At 55.7% G+C, this 14506-nt stretch carries 16 protein-coding genes; 8 read left to right on the forward strand and 8 right to left on the reverse strand.

Annotation, left to right across the window (positions count from 1 at the left end):
- Position 1 precedes the first annotated feature (1 nt).
- Genes dnaQ through ACR0C5_RS10870 form a run of 4 tightly spaced genes read right to left on the reverse strand, consistent with a single transcriptional unit; the run spans position 2 to position 2736 of the window.
- Positions 2–724, reverse strand: a complete 723-nt coding sequence (gene dnaQ / locus ACR0C5_RS10855) for a DNA polymerase III subunit epsilon (RefSeq protein WP_170771327.1) — start codon at positions 722–724, stop codon at positions 2–4.
- A complete protein-coding gene (coaE, locus tag ACR0C5_RS10860; RefSeq protein WP_480876442.1) occupies positions 717–1310 on the reverse strand; it encodes a dephospho-CoA kinase in 594 nt (197 codons plus the stop codon). The genes dnaQ and coaE overlap by 8 nt, the downstream gene beginning before the upstream one ends.
- Entirely contained in the window at positions 1307–2140 is an 834-nt protein-coding gene (locus ACR0C5_RS10865) for a shikimate dehydrogenase (protein WP_480876444.1), read from the reverse strand. Before ACR0C5_RS10865 ends, coaE begins: the two co-directional genes overlap by 4 nt.
- Positions 2137–2736, reverse strand: a complete 600-nt coding sequence (locus tag ACR0C5_RS10870; RefSeq protein WP_480876446.1) for a Maf family protein — start codon at positions 2734–2736, stop codon at positions 2137–2139. The genes ACR0C5_RS10865 and ACR0C5_RS10870 overlap by 4 nt, the downstream gene beginning before the upstream one ends.
- 404 nt (positions 2737–3140) lie before the next feature.
- On the opposite strand from ACR0C5_RS10870, the gene ACR0C5_RS10875 reads away from it, so the two are divergent.
- From ACR0C5_RS10875 to ACR0C5_RS10905, 7 genes are all read left to right on the forward strand, one after another.
- The gene (locus tag ACR0C5_RS10875; RefSeq protein WP_170790202.1) at positions 3141–3590 is read left to right on the forward strand and encodes a CopD family protein; all 450 of its coding nucleotides are present in this window, start codon (positions 3141–3143) and stop codon (positions 3588–3590) included.
- Positions 3591–3737: 147 nt separating this feature from the next.
- The gene (gene rho, locus ACR0C5_RS10880; protein ID WP_170771337.1) at positions 3738–5009 is read left to right on the forward strand and encodes a transcription termination factor Rho; all 1272 of its coding nucleotides are present in this window, start codon (positions 3738–3740) and stop codon (positions 5007–5009) included.
- Positions 5010–5039: 30 nt separating this feature from the next.
- Positions 5040–6326, forward strand: a complete 1287-nt coding sequence (gene mnmE, locus ACR0C5_RS10885; RefSeq protein WP_480876449.1) for a tRNA uridine-5-carboxymethylaminomethyl(34) synthesis GTPase MnmE — start codon at positions 5040–5042, stop codon at positions 6324–6326.
- Between the two features lie 12 nt (positions 6327–6338).
- On the forward strand, positions 6339–8207 hold the full coding sequence (gene mnmG, locus ACR0C5_RS10890) for a tRNA uridine-5-carboxymethylaminomethyl(34) synthesis enzyme MnmG (protein WP_480876451.1): 1869 nt from the start codon (positions 6339–6341) through the stop codon (positions 8205–8207).
- A complete protein-coding gene (gene rsmG / locus ACR0C5_RS10895; RefSeq protein WP_480876453.1) occupies positions 8204–8806 on the forward strand; it encodes a 16S rRNA (guanine(527)-N(7))-methyltransferase RsmG in 603 nt (200 codons plus the stop codon). The genes mnmG and rsmG overlap by 4 nt, the downstream gene beginning before the upstream one ends.
- Positions 8799–9599 carry a ParA family protein gene (locus ACR0C5_RS10900; RefSeq protein ID WP_170786181.1) on the forward strand — a complete coding sequence of 267 codons (801 nt, stop codon included), beginning with the start codon at positions 8799–8801 and terminating at the stop codon, positions 9597–9599. Before rsmG ends, ACR0C5_RS10900 begins: the two co-directional genes overlap by 8 nt.
- 19 nt (positions 9600–9618) lie before the next feature.
- Positions 9619–10515 carry a ParB/RepB/Spo0J family partition protein gene (locus ACR0C5_RS10905; protein WP_170771347.1) on the forward strand — a complete coding sequence of 299 codons (897 nt, stop codon included), beginning with the start codon at positions 9619–9621 and terminating at the stop codon, positions 10513–10515.
- On the opposite strand, the gene ACR0C5_RS10910 is transcribed toward ACR0C5_RS10905, so the two are convergent.
- The 4 genes from ACR0C5_RS10910 to rph are packed head-to-tail and all read right to left on the reverse strand — an operon-like array spanning position 10505 to position 13328.
- Positions 10505–10858 carry a YbaN family protein gene (locus ACR0C5_RS10910; protein WP_170771350.1) on the reverse strand — a complete coding sequence of 118 codons (354 nt, stop codon included), beginning with the start codon at positions 10856–10858 and terminating at the stop codon, positions 10505–10507. The genes ACR0C5_RS10905 and ACR0C5_RS10910 overlap by 11 nt on opposite strands.
- 1 nt (position 10859) lies before the next feature.
- Entirely contained in the window at positions 10860–12014 is a 1155-nt protein-coding gene (hemW, locus tag ACR0C5_RS10915) for a radical SAM family heme chaperone HemW (protein ID WP_480876456.1), read from the reverse strand.
- Complete coding sequence (gene rdgB / locus ACR0C5_RS10920) at positions 12004–12618, reverse strand: RdgB/HAM1 family non-canonical purine NTP pyrophosphatase (RefSeq protein WP_480876457.1); 615 nt, start codon at positions 12616–12618, stop codon at positions 12004–12006. The genes hemW and rdgB overlap by 11 nt, the downstream gene beginning before the upstream one ends.
- On the reverse strand, positions 12615–13328 hold the full coding sequence (gene rph, locus ACR0C5_RS10925; protein ID WP_170790208.1) for a ribonuclease PH: 714 nt from the start codon (positions 13326–13328) through the stop codon (positions 12615–12617). The genes rdgB and rph overlap by 4 nt, the downstream gene beginning before the upstream one ends.
- A 112-nt stretch (positions 13329–13440) precedes the next feature.
- Here rph and hrcA point away from each other — a divergent pair, with 112 nt between their 5' ends.
- Positions 13441–14505 (forward strand): heat-inducible transcriptional repressor HrcA, encoded by a 1065-nt coding sequence (gene hrcA / locus ACR0C5_RS10930; RefSeq protein WP_170771358.1) that lies wholly within the window; start codon positions 13441–13443, stop codon positions 14503–14505.
- The last annotated feature ends 1 nt before the right edge of the window (position 14506 follow it).

Consider the following 14506-nt stretch of genomic DNA (forward strand, 5'->3'; position numbering starts at 1 on the left):
CTCAGGCGCGGGTCCACAGGGCGTTTTCGCCCAGTTTTTCCACAAATGTTTCATGTGCTGTGCGTTCTTCATCGGTGATCTTTGACGCCAAGGGTGTCGGTCGTGCCGTGGGTCGCCACTCTTCGCCGCCCGCACCTGCCGCAGAGGCGACAGTCGAAAGGCCGAAATCCGGCTGCCGTCCACCAATCAGCTCCAGATAGACCTCGGCCAGAATCTCAGAGTCCAGCAGCGCCCCGTGCAGCGTTCGGTTCGAGTTGTCGATATTGAACCGCCGGCACAGCGCATCCAACGAGGCGGGTGAACCCGGAAAGCGTTTGCGCGCGATGGCCAGCGTATCGAGCGCCTGATCCATCGGAATCTGCGGCAGGCCCATCCATTTCAACTCGGCGTTCAGGAACTTCATGTCGAACGAGGCGTTGTGGATGACCAGTTTCGAATCCTTGATGAAGTCGCGAAATCCCTGACCGACCTTGGCAAAAACCGGCTTGTCCTTCAGTGTTACTTCACCTTTTTCCGGTGGTCGCGGAGTTTCCAGCAGGTCCGGGCCGATACCGTGAACGCCAAACGCCTCTTCCGGCATCGAACGTTCGGGGTTGATATAGACGTGATAGGTCTCGCCCGTGGCCACGTGGTTCCAAAGCTCGACCGCGCCGATTTCCACGATGCGGTCGCCACTTTCGGGATCGAACCCCGTGGTTTCGGTATCCAGTACAATTTCACGCATCTGCCAAACCCGCCCGTATCTGCCTGACCACATCCTGCACCTGCGCGCGGGCACGGTCCAGACTGTCCGTCACGATCACGAAATCAGATCGTGCGCATTTTTCGTCATTCGGCATCTGTTTGGTGCGGATCTGTTCGAACTGCGCCTCAGACATCGTTCCCCGCGCCATGACGCGGCGTTTTTGTTCATCCGCCGGGATCGACACGCAAGCCACGGCATCCATCGCAGCATCTCCACCGGTTTCGAATAGCAAGGGAATGTCGAAAACCAGAATATCCGCGGTAGCGTTTGCCCGAAACGTAGCGCGGTCTGCGGCAACCAAGGGGTGCACGATGCCTTCGATCTGCTTGAGCGCAGCCGGGTCATTTGTGATGATCTGTTTCAGCGCATCGCGGCTGACCGCGTCGTCAACGATTGCGGCGGGAAAAGTGGCTTGCATCGGTTCAACGGCAGCACCGCCCCTTGAATAGAGTCTATGCACTGCTGCATCAGCATCCCATAACACGCAGCCTTCATCGACAAACATTTGCGCTGTGGTGCTTTTGCCCATTCCGATCGAGCCCGTCAGGCCAAGCGCGAAACTCATGACAAAACAGCCGCGCGCAGGTCTACATTGACTTCAGGGCGGACACCGAACCAGCTTTCGAAACCCGGCACAGCCTGGTGCAGCAACATGCCCAAACCATCGACGGTGGTGCAGCCGGCCTCTTCGGCGGTTTTCAGCAGACGCGTTTTCAGCGGTGCGTAGACCAGGTCCGTCACAACCGCACCGGGCTGCAACCCGTCCAGCGGCACGCGTAACTCGGGCTGCCCCTGCATCCCCAAAGAGCTGGTGTTGACCACCAATTCGGCATCCTCGATCACATTTCCGGCCTGAACCCAATCGACAACCGTGATGCTGGGCCCAAATTCATCTCGCAATGTCTCGGCCCGCTCCCGGGTACGGTTGGTTAGAAAAATCTCGGGCACATCTGCCTCGACCAAAGCCTGAAGCACCGCTCGCGCGGCACCGCCTGCCCCGAACACAACCGCAGGTCCGTCCGTCGGGGACCAATCCGGCGCGCCGCTGCGCAGGTTCTCGAGAAATCCATAGCCATCGGTGTTGTCGGCGTGAATTCGGCCATCGTCCTGAAACACCAGCGTATTCGCCGCACCGATCTTGCGCGCTCGGTCCGTGACCTCATCGGCTAGACGTAGCGCAGCCTCTTTATGCGGAACGGTGACATTGGATCCCACGAACCCAGCCTTGGGCAAAGCGCGCAACACATCCTGCAAATCGTCCGGGGACACATCCATCGGCACGTAGTGACCCGACAACCCATAGGTCTTTAACCAATGCCCATGCAACTGAGGCGATTTCGAATGCGCCACTGGGTGCCCGATCACCCCGGCCAGAGGAATCTTTGCCTTGCTCATTGATCAATCACCCCTTTGACGGCCAGAAAATTCAACAGTTCCAATAAGGGCATACCCAAGACGTTAAAATAGTCTCCGTCAATGGTGGCGAACAGGCGCACACCTTCTTCTTCCAGCTTATAGGCCCCAACGGCGTGACGGATACTGTCCCAGTTTCGATCCACGTAGCCCCGCAGATATGCGTCCGAGCTCATCCGCATCCGCAAGCGAACCTGACCCACATGCCGCCAGATTGGCTCGCCATCCTGATAGATCACGGCCGCCGATAGCAGCATATGCCGTTTCCCCCGCATGGTCCTAAGCTGCGCCAGCGCGTCGTCAGGCGTTTGTGGTTTCGATAAAAGCTGACCGTCGAAGTCCAGCACTTGATCGCATCCCAACACCATCGCGCCGGGATGTTTGTCGCTGACCTTGCGGGCCTTCATTTCGGCCAGAGCATCCGCAACATCACGGGGCGAGGCACCTTCGGCCAGAAGGGCGCGTTTGGCTGTGTCTTCATCGACGCGCGCGGTTTGCACGCTGAACGGCACCTGCGCATTGCGCAACAACTCCGCCCGGATGGACGAGCCTGAGGCCAGAATGATGGGGACAGACATGTGGAAAACCCCCTGAGCAAATCGTTAACGGTTCCGGGATGGTTTGTATGGTTTTCCTGTTGACACGCAAGCCCGCGATTTTCGCGTCAAACATCCCGGATTCGCCCGAATACTATCCAATAGGGACAAGGATAACTCGACAGACGGGAAAACCAGGGTTTTCCATATATACCCAAAGACTTATCCCCAGTGATTCATATTCAAGAAAAGTATAAATCACTGAAATTTATCAGAAAAAATTTCCCTCAACAGAATGACCCGGCCAGAACCGGATTCTGTCCACTTGGGGAAAACATATGTGTAAAAAAGTAATCCACGGATTTGAACCACCCTACAAAACCATCATCCTTTTTCTTTTCTTATTTTTTTATTAGGGAGGGTTCCGGGAAACCTTCGGAGCCAGCATGACCGACCTTCTTTTCGCAATCTACCCGTGGGTAAAGTCGGTTCACATCATGGCCGTGATCTCATGGATGGCAGGGTTGTTCTATCTGCCCCGCTTGTTCGTCTATCACGTAGAAAAGGCTCAGGCGGTCGACGGAGCGCAGGAGATCTTCTTTGAAATGGAAGAAAAGCTGCTGCGCGTGATCATGCGCCCGGCTATGGTCGTGGCGTGGGTCTGCGGGCTGATCATGGTCTTCACGCCCGGCATTGTTGGTTGGGATTGGACTTGGCCCTGGGCCAAGGGGGTCGCGGTGATCGGGATGACCTGGTTCCATCATTGGCTGATGGCGCGGCGCAAGGACTTCATAGAGGGGCGAAATAAGCTCACTGGGCGGCAGTACCGCATGATGAACGAGGTTCCGACGGTTTTGATGGTTATCATTGTCCTGGCGGTCGTTCTGAAGTTCTGAGGGCACAAACTACTTAGGAAATACAAGGGCAGTTTGACTCCAACAAAGGTCACGCTTATGTAGGGGTCAACACGCCCGTCCGGGCGGCGTATCTTCCGTACTGAAATTCCACTTCGTGCCGCGCTGACAGCGGTGAAGGTTTGTATCATGTCCAATGAATCCCTGAATCTGGCCGATCTGAAAGCCAAAAGCCCCAAAGACCTTCTGGCGATGGCCGAAGAACTGGAGATCGAAAACGCCTCTACCATGCGCAAGGGCGAGATGATGTTCCAGATCCTGCGCGAACGCGCGGATGAGGGCTGGACCGTTGGCGGCGATGGCGTGCTGGAAGTGCTGCAAGACGGTTTTGGCTTCCTGCGTTCGCCCGAGGCAAACTATCTGCCGGGTCCTGACGACATTTATGTCTCGCCTGACATGATCCGCCTGCATTCGCTGCGCACTGGCGACACCGTTGAAGGTGAAATCAAGGCGCCCGATGACAACGAACGATATTTTGCGCTGACCAAGGTCACAAAGATCAACTTTGAAGACCCCGAGAAAGCTAAGCACAAGATCCTGTTCGACAACCTGACACCTTTGTACCCAGACGAACGTCTGAAGATGGAGATCGAAGATCCCACCATCAAAGACAAGTCCGCTCGCGTGATCGACCTTGTTGCACCAATTGGTAAAGGACAGCGGTCGCTGATCGTGGCGCCTCCGCGGACGGGTAAGACGGTGATCCTGCAGAACATCGCGCACTCGATCGAACAGAACCACCCCGAGTGCTATCTGATCGTCCTGCTGATCGATGAACGTCCCGAAGAGGTGACGGACATGCAGCGCTCGGTGAAGGGTGAGGTCGTGTCTTCGACCTTTGATGAACCGGCGACGCGCCACGTGGCCGTTTCGGAAATGGTGATCGAAAAGGCTAAGCGTCTGGTTGAGCATAAACGAGATGTTGTGATTCTTTTGGACTCGATCACAAGACTTGGTAGGGCGTTTAACACTGTGGTCCCATCTTCGGGTAAGGTTCTGACCGGTGGTGTGGATGCGAATGCTCTGCAACGACCCAAACGGTTCTTTGGTGCGGCCCGGAACATCGAAGAGGGCGGTTCGCTGACCATCATCGCCACAGCGCTGATCGACACCGGCAGCAGGATGGACGAGGTGATCTTTGAAGAATTCAAAGGCACGGGTAACTCGGAAATCGTGTTGGACCGCAAAATCGCCGACAAGCGTGTGTTCCCGGCGATTGACATCCTCAAATCGGGCACCCGGAAAGAGGATCTGCTGGTCGACAAGGGTGATCTGGCCAAAACATTTGTTCTGCGCCGCATCCTCAACCCGATGGGGACGACCGACGCGATCGAGTTCCTGCTGTCCAAGTTGAAACAGACGAAGACGAATGGCGAGTTCTTCGATTCAATGAATACCTGACACAGGTCTTAACGGACGCGAGGCCTTCGAATGGATACGATATTCGCCTTGGCCAGCGCGCAAGGCAAAGCAGGGGTGGCGGTTATACGCCTCTCTGGTCCTTTAGCGCACTCGGCGGTCAGGGATCTGACGGGCGGGGAACTTCCCGCGCGCGGTATGAATTTACGCACGCTACGCGGGCCGGATGGATCTCGTCTGGATAACGGGTTGGTGCTGACGTTCCAGGCTCCGGCCAGTTTCACCGGTGAGGACGTCGCAGAGCTGCAAATTCATGGTAGCACTGCGTCGGTGAATGCTGTGATGCGGTGTTTGTCCGATACCGATGGTTTGCGCCTGGCTGAACCCGGAGAATTCACCCGTCGCGCGTTGGAAAACGGCAAGATGGATCTGACTCAGGTCGAAGGTCTTGCCGATTTGATCGACGCGGAAACTGAAGCGCAACGCAAGCAGGCGCAGACTATTCTAGCTGGGGGTCTGGGGCAGCTTGCCGAGCGTTGGCGTCGCGACCTGATCCGTGCTGCGTCCCTGCTTGAGGCCGTGATCGATTTTGCGGATGAAGAGGTGCCAACCGATGTCACGCCTGAAGTTCGGGCCTTAGTTGAAGGTGTCATGTCCGACCTGATGCGTGAAGCCGAAGGCGTCAAGATTGCTGAACGTATTCGCACAGGATTTGAAGTTGCTATTGTCGGCTTGCCCAATGCTGGAAAGTCTACTTTGCTGAATGCGCTGGCCGGGCGAGAAGCCGCGATAACATCGGAATATGCCGGAACTACACGCGATGTGATCGAAGTGCGGATGGACTTGGACGGTCTGCCGGTAACACTGTTGGACACGGCCGGATTGCGCGAAACCGAAGATCATGTGGAATCATTGGGGATTGCGTTGGCAAAGAAACGAGCGGAAGCTGCGGATATGCGAGTGTTTCTGACAGCTGACCCGTCCGAATTGGATGTGCAGTTTCAGTCCGAAGATATCCAAGTTTTCCCTAAATCCGACCTTCGAGATGAGGGTGAAAATGGCATTTCTGGGAAAACAGGCCACGGAGTGGATGCACTTGTTGCCCGTATATCGCGTATTTTGTCATCGCGAACCACGACATCTGGTATTGCGACACGAGAAAGGCACCGTGTTGCGCTGATCAATGCGCAACAGGCCTTGAACGCGGCAATCTCGGTTCTGGAATCAGGCCCAGACCTGTATGATATCGCTGCCGAAGAAATGCGCACAGCTATCAGAACGTTGGAATCTCTGGTTGGGAGGATCGGGGTTGAAGACTTGTTGGACGAAATATTCTCGAGTTTCTGCTTGGGCAAGTAAGGAGTGTTTCACGTGAAACATTCGGATTTTGATGTCATCGTCATCGGCGCGGGCCACGCAGGAACCGAGGCAGCCCACGCCGCCGCACGGATGGGTGTGAATACCGCGTTGGTGACTTTGTCAGCCGCCGACATTGGTGTCATGTCATGCAACCCAGCAATCGGAGGGCTGGGCAAAGGCCACTTAGTACGTGAAATCGATGCCATGGACGGCGTTATGGGGCGCGTCGCAGATCGGGCCGGAATTCAGTTTCGGTTGCTAAATCGTCGCAAGGGGCCCGCGGTGCAAGGTCCCCGAACGCAGGCAGACCGGACTTTGTACCGGGCGGCAATGCAAAAAGAAACTCAAGCTCAACAAGGGTTGAGCGTTATTGTCGGTGAAGTGACTGATTTCCTGATCGTCGCCGATCGTGTTGCCGGTATCCGATTGGCGGACGACTCAGAAATCCGAGCAAAAGCAGTGATCTTAACATCCGGGACATTTCTGCGTGGTGTGATCCATATTGGGGATGAGGCCAAACCGGGCGGACGAATGGGCGACAGACCGTCGGTTCGATTGGCAGAAAGATTAGATAGCTTTGAGTTACCACTTGGTCGTTTGAAAACGGGCACTCCGCCAAGATTGGACGGACGAACGATTGATTGGTCAGATCTAGAGCGTCAAGACGGAGACGATGAACCAAGCCTGTTCTCTTTTTTGTCCAGTTCGGTTGTAGCTCCCCAAGTCTCATGTGGTATTACACATACGAATGCCCAAACACACGAGATAATCGAAAAGAACTTGGCGCGTTCAGCAATGTATGGCGGTCACATTGATGGCGTTGGCCCGCGGTACTGTCCTTCAATTGAAGATAAGATTGTTCGATTTGCCGAAAAGGACTCCCACCAGATATTTCTGGAGCCGGAAGGGGTCAATGATCACACAATATATCCAAATGGAATCTCAACTTCGTTGCCGCAGGGCGTTCAGCGCGAATATGTCCAGTCTATTAAGGGCTTGGAAAAAGCCAAGATTCTGCAACCAGGATACGCGATCGAATATGATTACGTGGATCCCCGTGTGTTAACTTCCTCGCTGTCTCTGCCATCTGTGCCAGGTTTATATTTGGCAGGTCAAATTAATGGAACCACTGGGTATGAGGAGGCGGCTGCTCAGGGCTTGGTAGCGGGATTAAATGCCGCCCTGGCCACCTTGGATAGAGAACCTGTTCATTTTACACGTGCAGACAGTTACATAGGGGTAATGATTGACGACCTTACCACCAAGGGAGTCGCGGAGCCTTACCGGATGTTCACGTCTCGTGCTGAGTTTCGCCTGTCATTGCGAGCAGACAATGCAGACCAGAGGTTAACGCCGGTCGGAATTAAGCTGGGGTGCGTAACACCTAAACGGGAAGAAGTGTTTTCCGAGAAGTTGAAGAAGTTAACGGCGGCAAAGTCGTTGCTAAATAAGCGGAAATATACGCCGAAAGAGATAAACGCGGCAGGAATTTCGGTTAATAACGACGGCAATCGTCGAGATGGCATGGCGATTCTGGCGTTTCCCAAAGTCAATTACTCGGATTTGATCCCACTAATTTCGGGCTCGGAAGCCGTTGACCCTGATATCCGCCAACAAGTGGAGCGTGACGCGCTGTACGCGAACTATATTGAGCGGCAGAAAAGAGACGTCGAAGCAATGCGCCGGGATGAAGCTTATGAAATTCCAAGGGGTTTCGATTTTTTTGCCCTGGAAGGCCTGTCGTCAGAGATGAAACAAAAGCTGTCCCGAGCAAAGCCGGAGAATATCGGTCAGGCTAGTCGCGTCGAAGGCGTTACGCCTGCAGCTCTGACATTGGTTTTGGCCAGACTTCGCCGCGACCAGAAAGTGCGAAAGATATGAGGGACGACTTGAATGTTTCACGTGAAACATTTTCCCGGCTGACCACTTATGTGGATTTGGTCAAAAAGTGGAATCAAAGCATAAATCTTGTCTCGAGGAACAGCCTGGAGGACATATGGGAGCGGCACATCAAAGATTCTGTGCAAGTTTATCGCTGCGCCGACAGCTTCAATTCTTGGGTTGATCTGGGTAGTGGGGGCGGATTTCCAGGTATGGTCTGTGCGATTCTGGCTATGGAAGAATATCCGGACGCCTTGTTCACACTGGTGGAGAGTGATCAAAGAAAATCAGCATTTCTGCGAAATGTGGCGCGTGAATGCAGCACGAATTGCCGGGTAATTTCCAAACGAATTGAATCCGTTGACCCCTTGAATGCCGATGTTTTGTCAGCCCGCGCGCTTGCAGAATTAAAGGTCTTATTATCGTTTTGCGACAGGCATTTAGGCGAATCTGGGACAGCCCTGTTGCCGAAAGGCGCGAAGTGGAAAAAAGAACTGTCGGACGCGCAGGAGGAATGGAATTTCGATGCCGAGCCGATTAAAAGTTTAACCGAGCCCCAAGCCGTTATCCTTAAGATAAAAGGAGTTTCTCGTGGTTGATTTGTCTCGTCCTTCTGGCCCTCGGATAATTGCGGTAGCTAATCAGAAGGGCGGTGTTGGAAAGACAACAACTGCGATCAACCTCGCTGCGGGCCTGGCAGAAGCTGGATGCAAAGTTCTCGTGGTCGATTTGGACCCGCAGGGCAACGCGTCCACCGGTTTAGGTGTCGAAGACCGGGATTGGACGACATATGATCTGATCCTGGATGATGCACCGCTGGAGGCGGTCGTTCAGGAAACAGAAATTGGTGGGCTTTTTGTTATCCCGGCGACTGTGGATCTAAGTTCGGCTGATATCGAACTTATTTCCAACGAAAAACGCAGCTATCTGCTTCATGACGCATTGCGTCAAACCGCTATCGACAAGTTTGGGTTTGACTTTGTTCTGATCGATTGCCCGCCTTCGCTGAACCTTTTAACCGTCAACGCAATGGTTGCAGCGCATTCTGTGCTGGTTCCGCTGCAAAGTGAGTTCTTTGCGCTTGAGGGCCTATCGCAGCTTATGCTGACCATTCGAGAGGTTCGGCAAACCGCAAACCCCGACCTCAGAATCGAAGGTGTTGTGCTTACTATGTATGACAACCGCAACAACTTGTCCCGTCAGGTGGAAAAAGACGCGCGTGACAATCTGGGTGAGATGGTATTTAAAACCAAGATACCCAGAAATGTTCGGGTCAGCGAGGCTCCGTCTTACGCTTTGCCAGTTCTGCAATATGATTCTGGGTCCTTAGGGGCGATGGCGTACCGACACTTGGCGCGCGAGGTCATGCATAAGAATAAAAAAGCCGCCTGAATGGCGGTAGGAGGTCACAGTGGCAGCAAAGAAATCGAAACCTCGGGGGTTGGGGCGCGGATTGTCTGCATTGATGGCGGATGTAACGCAGGAAACCGAAGGCCGCGTCATGTCCGAACCACGCCGCCCGGACATGAAAGTCCCGATTGAAAAACTGCACGCCAATCCGAACCAGCCGCGCCGTACTTTTTCACGAGAGCAACTGGATGAACTGGCGGCTTCGGTCAAGGAAAAGGGCATTATCCAACCTTTGATCGTGCGTGAAATCTCGGAAGGTGATTATGAGATTGTCGCTGGTGAGCGGCGCTGGCGCGCTGCGCAGATGGCGCAACTGCATGATATTCCAGTTATTGTGCGGGATTTCGATGACACCGAGGTGCTGGAAGTCGCGATTATTGAGAATATCCAGCGTGCTGATTTGAACGCAGTAGAAGAGGCCGCGGGTTACAAACAGCTTATGGACCGCTTTGGCCATACGCAGGAAAAAATGGCCGAGGCTCTGGGTAAAAGCCGGAGCCATATCGCAAACCTGCTGCGATTGCTGTCATTGCCAATGGATGTGCAGCATTTCGTGGTCGAGGGAAAGCTGTCCGGCGGCCATGCGCGGGCGTTGATTACTGCCGAAAACCCGACAGAGCTGGCGAAAATTGTGATCCGCGATGGCCTTTCGGTCCGCGCGACCGAGGCGTTGGTCAAGAAACAACAGCAGCCGAATGAAGCAAAACCGGTTCCTCGGGCGCGTAATCTGGATGCCGGGAAGGATGCGGATACGCGGGCGTTGGAAAAAGATCTGTCGGCCATTCTGGCGATGAAGGTTGTCATCAACCACAAAGCGGGGACCGAGACGGGGCAGGTTGTGTTGACCTATGAAAACCTGGATCAACTTGACGATCTTTGCGCCAAGCTCAGCCGTTAGGGCGGGTCCAGATAAAGGTTAGCACAGCGCCCAAAACGACCGCCTGGATTGCAAGAACGTACCCCGGTACAGAAATCAGGACTGAAATTCCAAAAACGGCGGCAATCGACACGGTTGCCGCTTTTTTTGCACTTGCACGAATGGCGCCGGAGCTTTGCCAATCAATAATCATTGGGCCGAACGTGCGATGTGTGATCAGCCAATTATGCAAACGGGACGATGAGCGCGCGAAGAAGAAGGCGGCCAACAGCAGGAACGGGACGGTCGGTAGCAGTGGCAGCACGACACCGATGACTGCAAGCGCCACGCAAATCAATCCCAGAGTAGCCCAAAGATACTGCATGCTACCCCAGCAATTCCCGGATAACGGCATTCAATACTGCGCGTCCGTTTTTGGTGGCCCTAAGCTGACGGCCTTGCACCTCGACCATACCGATTTCACTCAGATCGTTGAGTTTGCCATGTGGCAGCTCATACGATGATAATGCACTGTAGCGATCTATATCTAGACCATCAGAAATACGTAGACCCATTATAAGGTATTCATTTGCCTGCTCTTGCGGGCTGAGCGCGGTGCGTTCCTTTTCACCCGAACCCTTGAGGGCAGCGGTCAACCACGCGGTGGGCGACAAGTAGGTTTCAGTGGCGTATTTGGTGTTATGAACCGTGATGCGCCCATGAGCGCCGGGTCCGATGCCCACATAATCCCCGTAGTTCCAATAGATCAGATTGTGCCGCGACTCCGCGCCTGGTCGGGCGTGGTTTGACACTTCATAGGCGGGCAGGCCGTGGGCCTCACAAATCTCCTGCGTGGCGAGGTACATGTCAGCGGCGTGGTCATCCTCGGGCAGGCCGCGCAGTTTGCCCACCGCGTAACGGTCGCCAAAGGCGGTGCCTTCCTCGATCGTCAGTTGGTACAGTGACAGATGATCAACGGCCATCGACAGGGCTTCGGTTAGTTCCGCGCGCCAATCGTCCAACGTTTGATGCTGGCGGGCATAGATCAGGTCGAAACTGACGCGGTCAAAGCAATTACGGGCGATATCAAAGGCGGCGCGGGCCTCGGCCACCGTGTGGATACGGCCCAGACGACGCAGATCTTCATCGTTCAGCGCTTGTACCCCCATCGAGATCCGGTTCACGCCGGCATCACGATAGGCAGCGAAGCGCCCAGCCTCGACCGAGCCGGGATTGGCCTCAAGCGTGATTTCCATGTCATTGGCGGGCCGCCACAGGGCGCGGGCCTCATCAATCACAGCGGCGACGGTGTCGGGGTCCATCAGGGATGGGGTGCCGCCACCGAAGAAGATCGTGTTCAGGACGCGATTGGGCGTTTCTGTGGTCGAGCGACGCAACTCGGTCAGATATGCCTCAAGCCATTGTTTTTGATCGATATTACGCGATACATGGCTGTTGAAATCACAATAGGGGCATTTGGCCTCGCAAAAGGGCCAATGCACGTACAGGCCAAAGCCCCCGTTGCGCCAATCATCCGCCAAAGCAGCCCTTCACGAACATCTCCACCGCGCGGCCGCGATGGCTGATCTTGTTCTTTTCCCAGCGATCCATCTCGGCAAAGGTAATGTCATAGCCGTCGGGAACAAACATCGGGTCATATCCAAACCCGCCTTCGCCGCGAATGGGCCAGACCAGATGGCCGGGGGCGATGCCCTCGAACACTTCGTCATGACCGTCGGGCCAGGCCAGCACCAGCGTGCTGCGGAACTGCGCAGTACGCGGGTGGGGGGCGTTTTTGGCTTCCAACTCATTATGAGCGCGGGTCATCGCCATCAGGAAATCGCGGCCATTCCCGGTTTCCGCCCAATCGGCGGTGTAGACGCCCGGTGCGCCATCCAGCGCGTCGATGGTGATCCCGGAATCGTCCGACAGGGCAGGCAGGTCGGTCGCTTTGGCCGCGGCATGCGCCTTGATCCGGGCATTGCCGACAAAGGTATCCTCTGTCTCTTCCGGTTCGGGCAGGTTCATCTCGCCCGCGCCGATCACGGTCACGCCAAAGGGCTCAAGAAGATGCGCCATCTCCTCAAGCTTGCCTCTGTTGTGCGTGGCGACCAGCAGCCTGTCGCTGTCGAACTTGCGGGTCATGCGGTGGCGGCTTTCTGTGCCGCTGCCAGTTCGCCGACGCCTTTCTCGGCCAGATCCATCAGCTGATCCATCTGCGGGCGGCTAAAGACCGAGCCTTCGGCGCTCATCTGTACTTCGATCAGCTTGCCCGAGCCGGTCATGATGAAGTTGCCATCCACACCGGCTTCGCTGTCTTCGGGGTAGTCCAGATCCAGCACCGGCTGACCGGCATAGATGCCACAAGACACGGCGGCGACAGGATCGACCAGAGGATCGGAAATCACATCGCCCGTTTTCATCAGCTTGTTCACCGCCAGACGCAGCGCGACCCAACCGCCGGTGATCGAGGCGCAGCGGGTGCCGCCATCGGCCTGAATGACATCGCAGTCGACAGTGATCTGTCGTTCACCCAGCGCCACCCGGTCGACACCGGCGCGCAGGGCGCGGCCAATCAGGCGCTGGATTTCCACGGTGCGACCGCCTTGCTTGCCTGAGGCCGCCTCACGCCGCATACGCGTGTTGGTCGCGCGGGGCAGCATACCGTATTCGGCAGTCACCCAGCCAAGGCCCGAGCCCTTGATAAAGGGCGGCACGCGGTCCTCGATCGTGGCGGTACACAGCACATGGGTGTCGCCCATTTTGATCAGGCAAGACCCTTCGGCATGTTTGGTGAAACCTGTCTCGATGGAAACAGCGCGCATTTCGTCTAGATTACGTCCTGAGGGTCGCATGAAAAATCCTTTGTTTGCTGGCTTTGGGATACCGCCCCGTGGCGTTACGATGCAACCCCGATTGACCTTTCAATTGCCTGCGATTTAATGACGACCCAGCAGGGGGCCGCCGATGAGCGAAGCAAGTAAAATTCTGAATGAGATGAACGACCGCTCGCGCGAAGTGTTCCGGTTGATCGTCGAAAGCTATTTGGAGAGCGGCGAGCCGGTGGGCAGCCGCACCCTGACCCGCACCTTGTCGGAGAAAGTCAGCGCCGCGACGGTGCGCAATGTGATGCAGGATCTGGAGTTTCTGGGCCTGCTGGACAGCCCTCATGTAAGCGCAGGGCGGATTCCGACGCAGCAGGGGCTGCGAATGTTTGTTGACGGGTTGCTTGAGGTTGGTGATCTGGGCGCCGACGATCGGCAGAAGCTGAATGAGACATTAGGCTCTAACACGGGTGATGTGGGCGGTATGCTGGACCGGGTGGGATCGGCTTTGTCACACGTGACACAAGGTGCGTCACTGGTGCTGACGCCCAAGCATGAGGCCGAGATCAAGCATATCGAGTTTGTCTCGCTGGGCCATGACCGCGCTTTGGTGGTGCTGGTGTTTTCGGACGGGCACGTGGAAAACCGCCTGTTCACTCCGCCGCCGGGGCAGACGCCGAGTTCCATGCGCGAGGCGGCGAATTTCCTGAACGCGCTGATTGAGGGCCGCACGATTAGCGAAGTGCGCAAGCAGATGCTGTCTCAGATCGACGCGCGTAAACAGGAAATTGATGTTCTGGCGCGTGACATGGTCGAAAGCGGAATCGCGGCCTGGGACGGGGACGGAGGCGACTCGGCCCGGTTGATCGTGCGGGGGCGGGCGAATCTGCTGGCGGATTCGGGCGAAGTTGAAGAGCTGGACCGCATTCGCACCCTGTTTGACGATCTGGAACGTAAGCGTGACATCGCCGAATTCCTTGAATTGACCGAAGATGGCGAGGGTGTGCGCATTTTTATCGGCTCTGAGAACAAACTTTTCTCACTTTCGGGTTCCTCTTTGGTGGTGTCTCCATATATGAACGCTGATCGTAAGATAATCGGTGCGGTCGGGGTTATTGGACCCACGCGACTGAACTATGGACGGATCGTGCCGATCGTGGATTATACGGCGCAACTGGTCGGCAAGCTGATTTCCGACCGGAGCTAGA

The sequence above is a fragment of the Ruegeria sp. N8 genome (assembly GCF_056531325.1).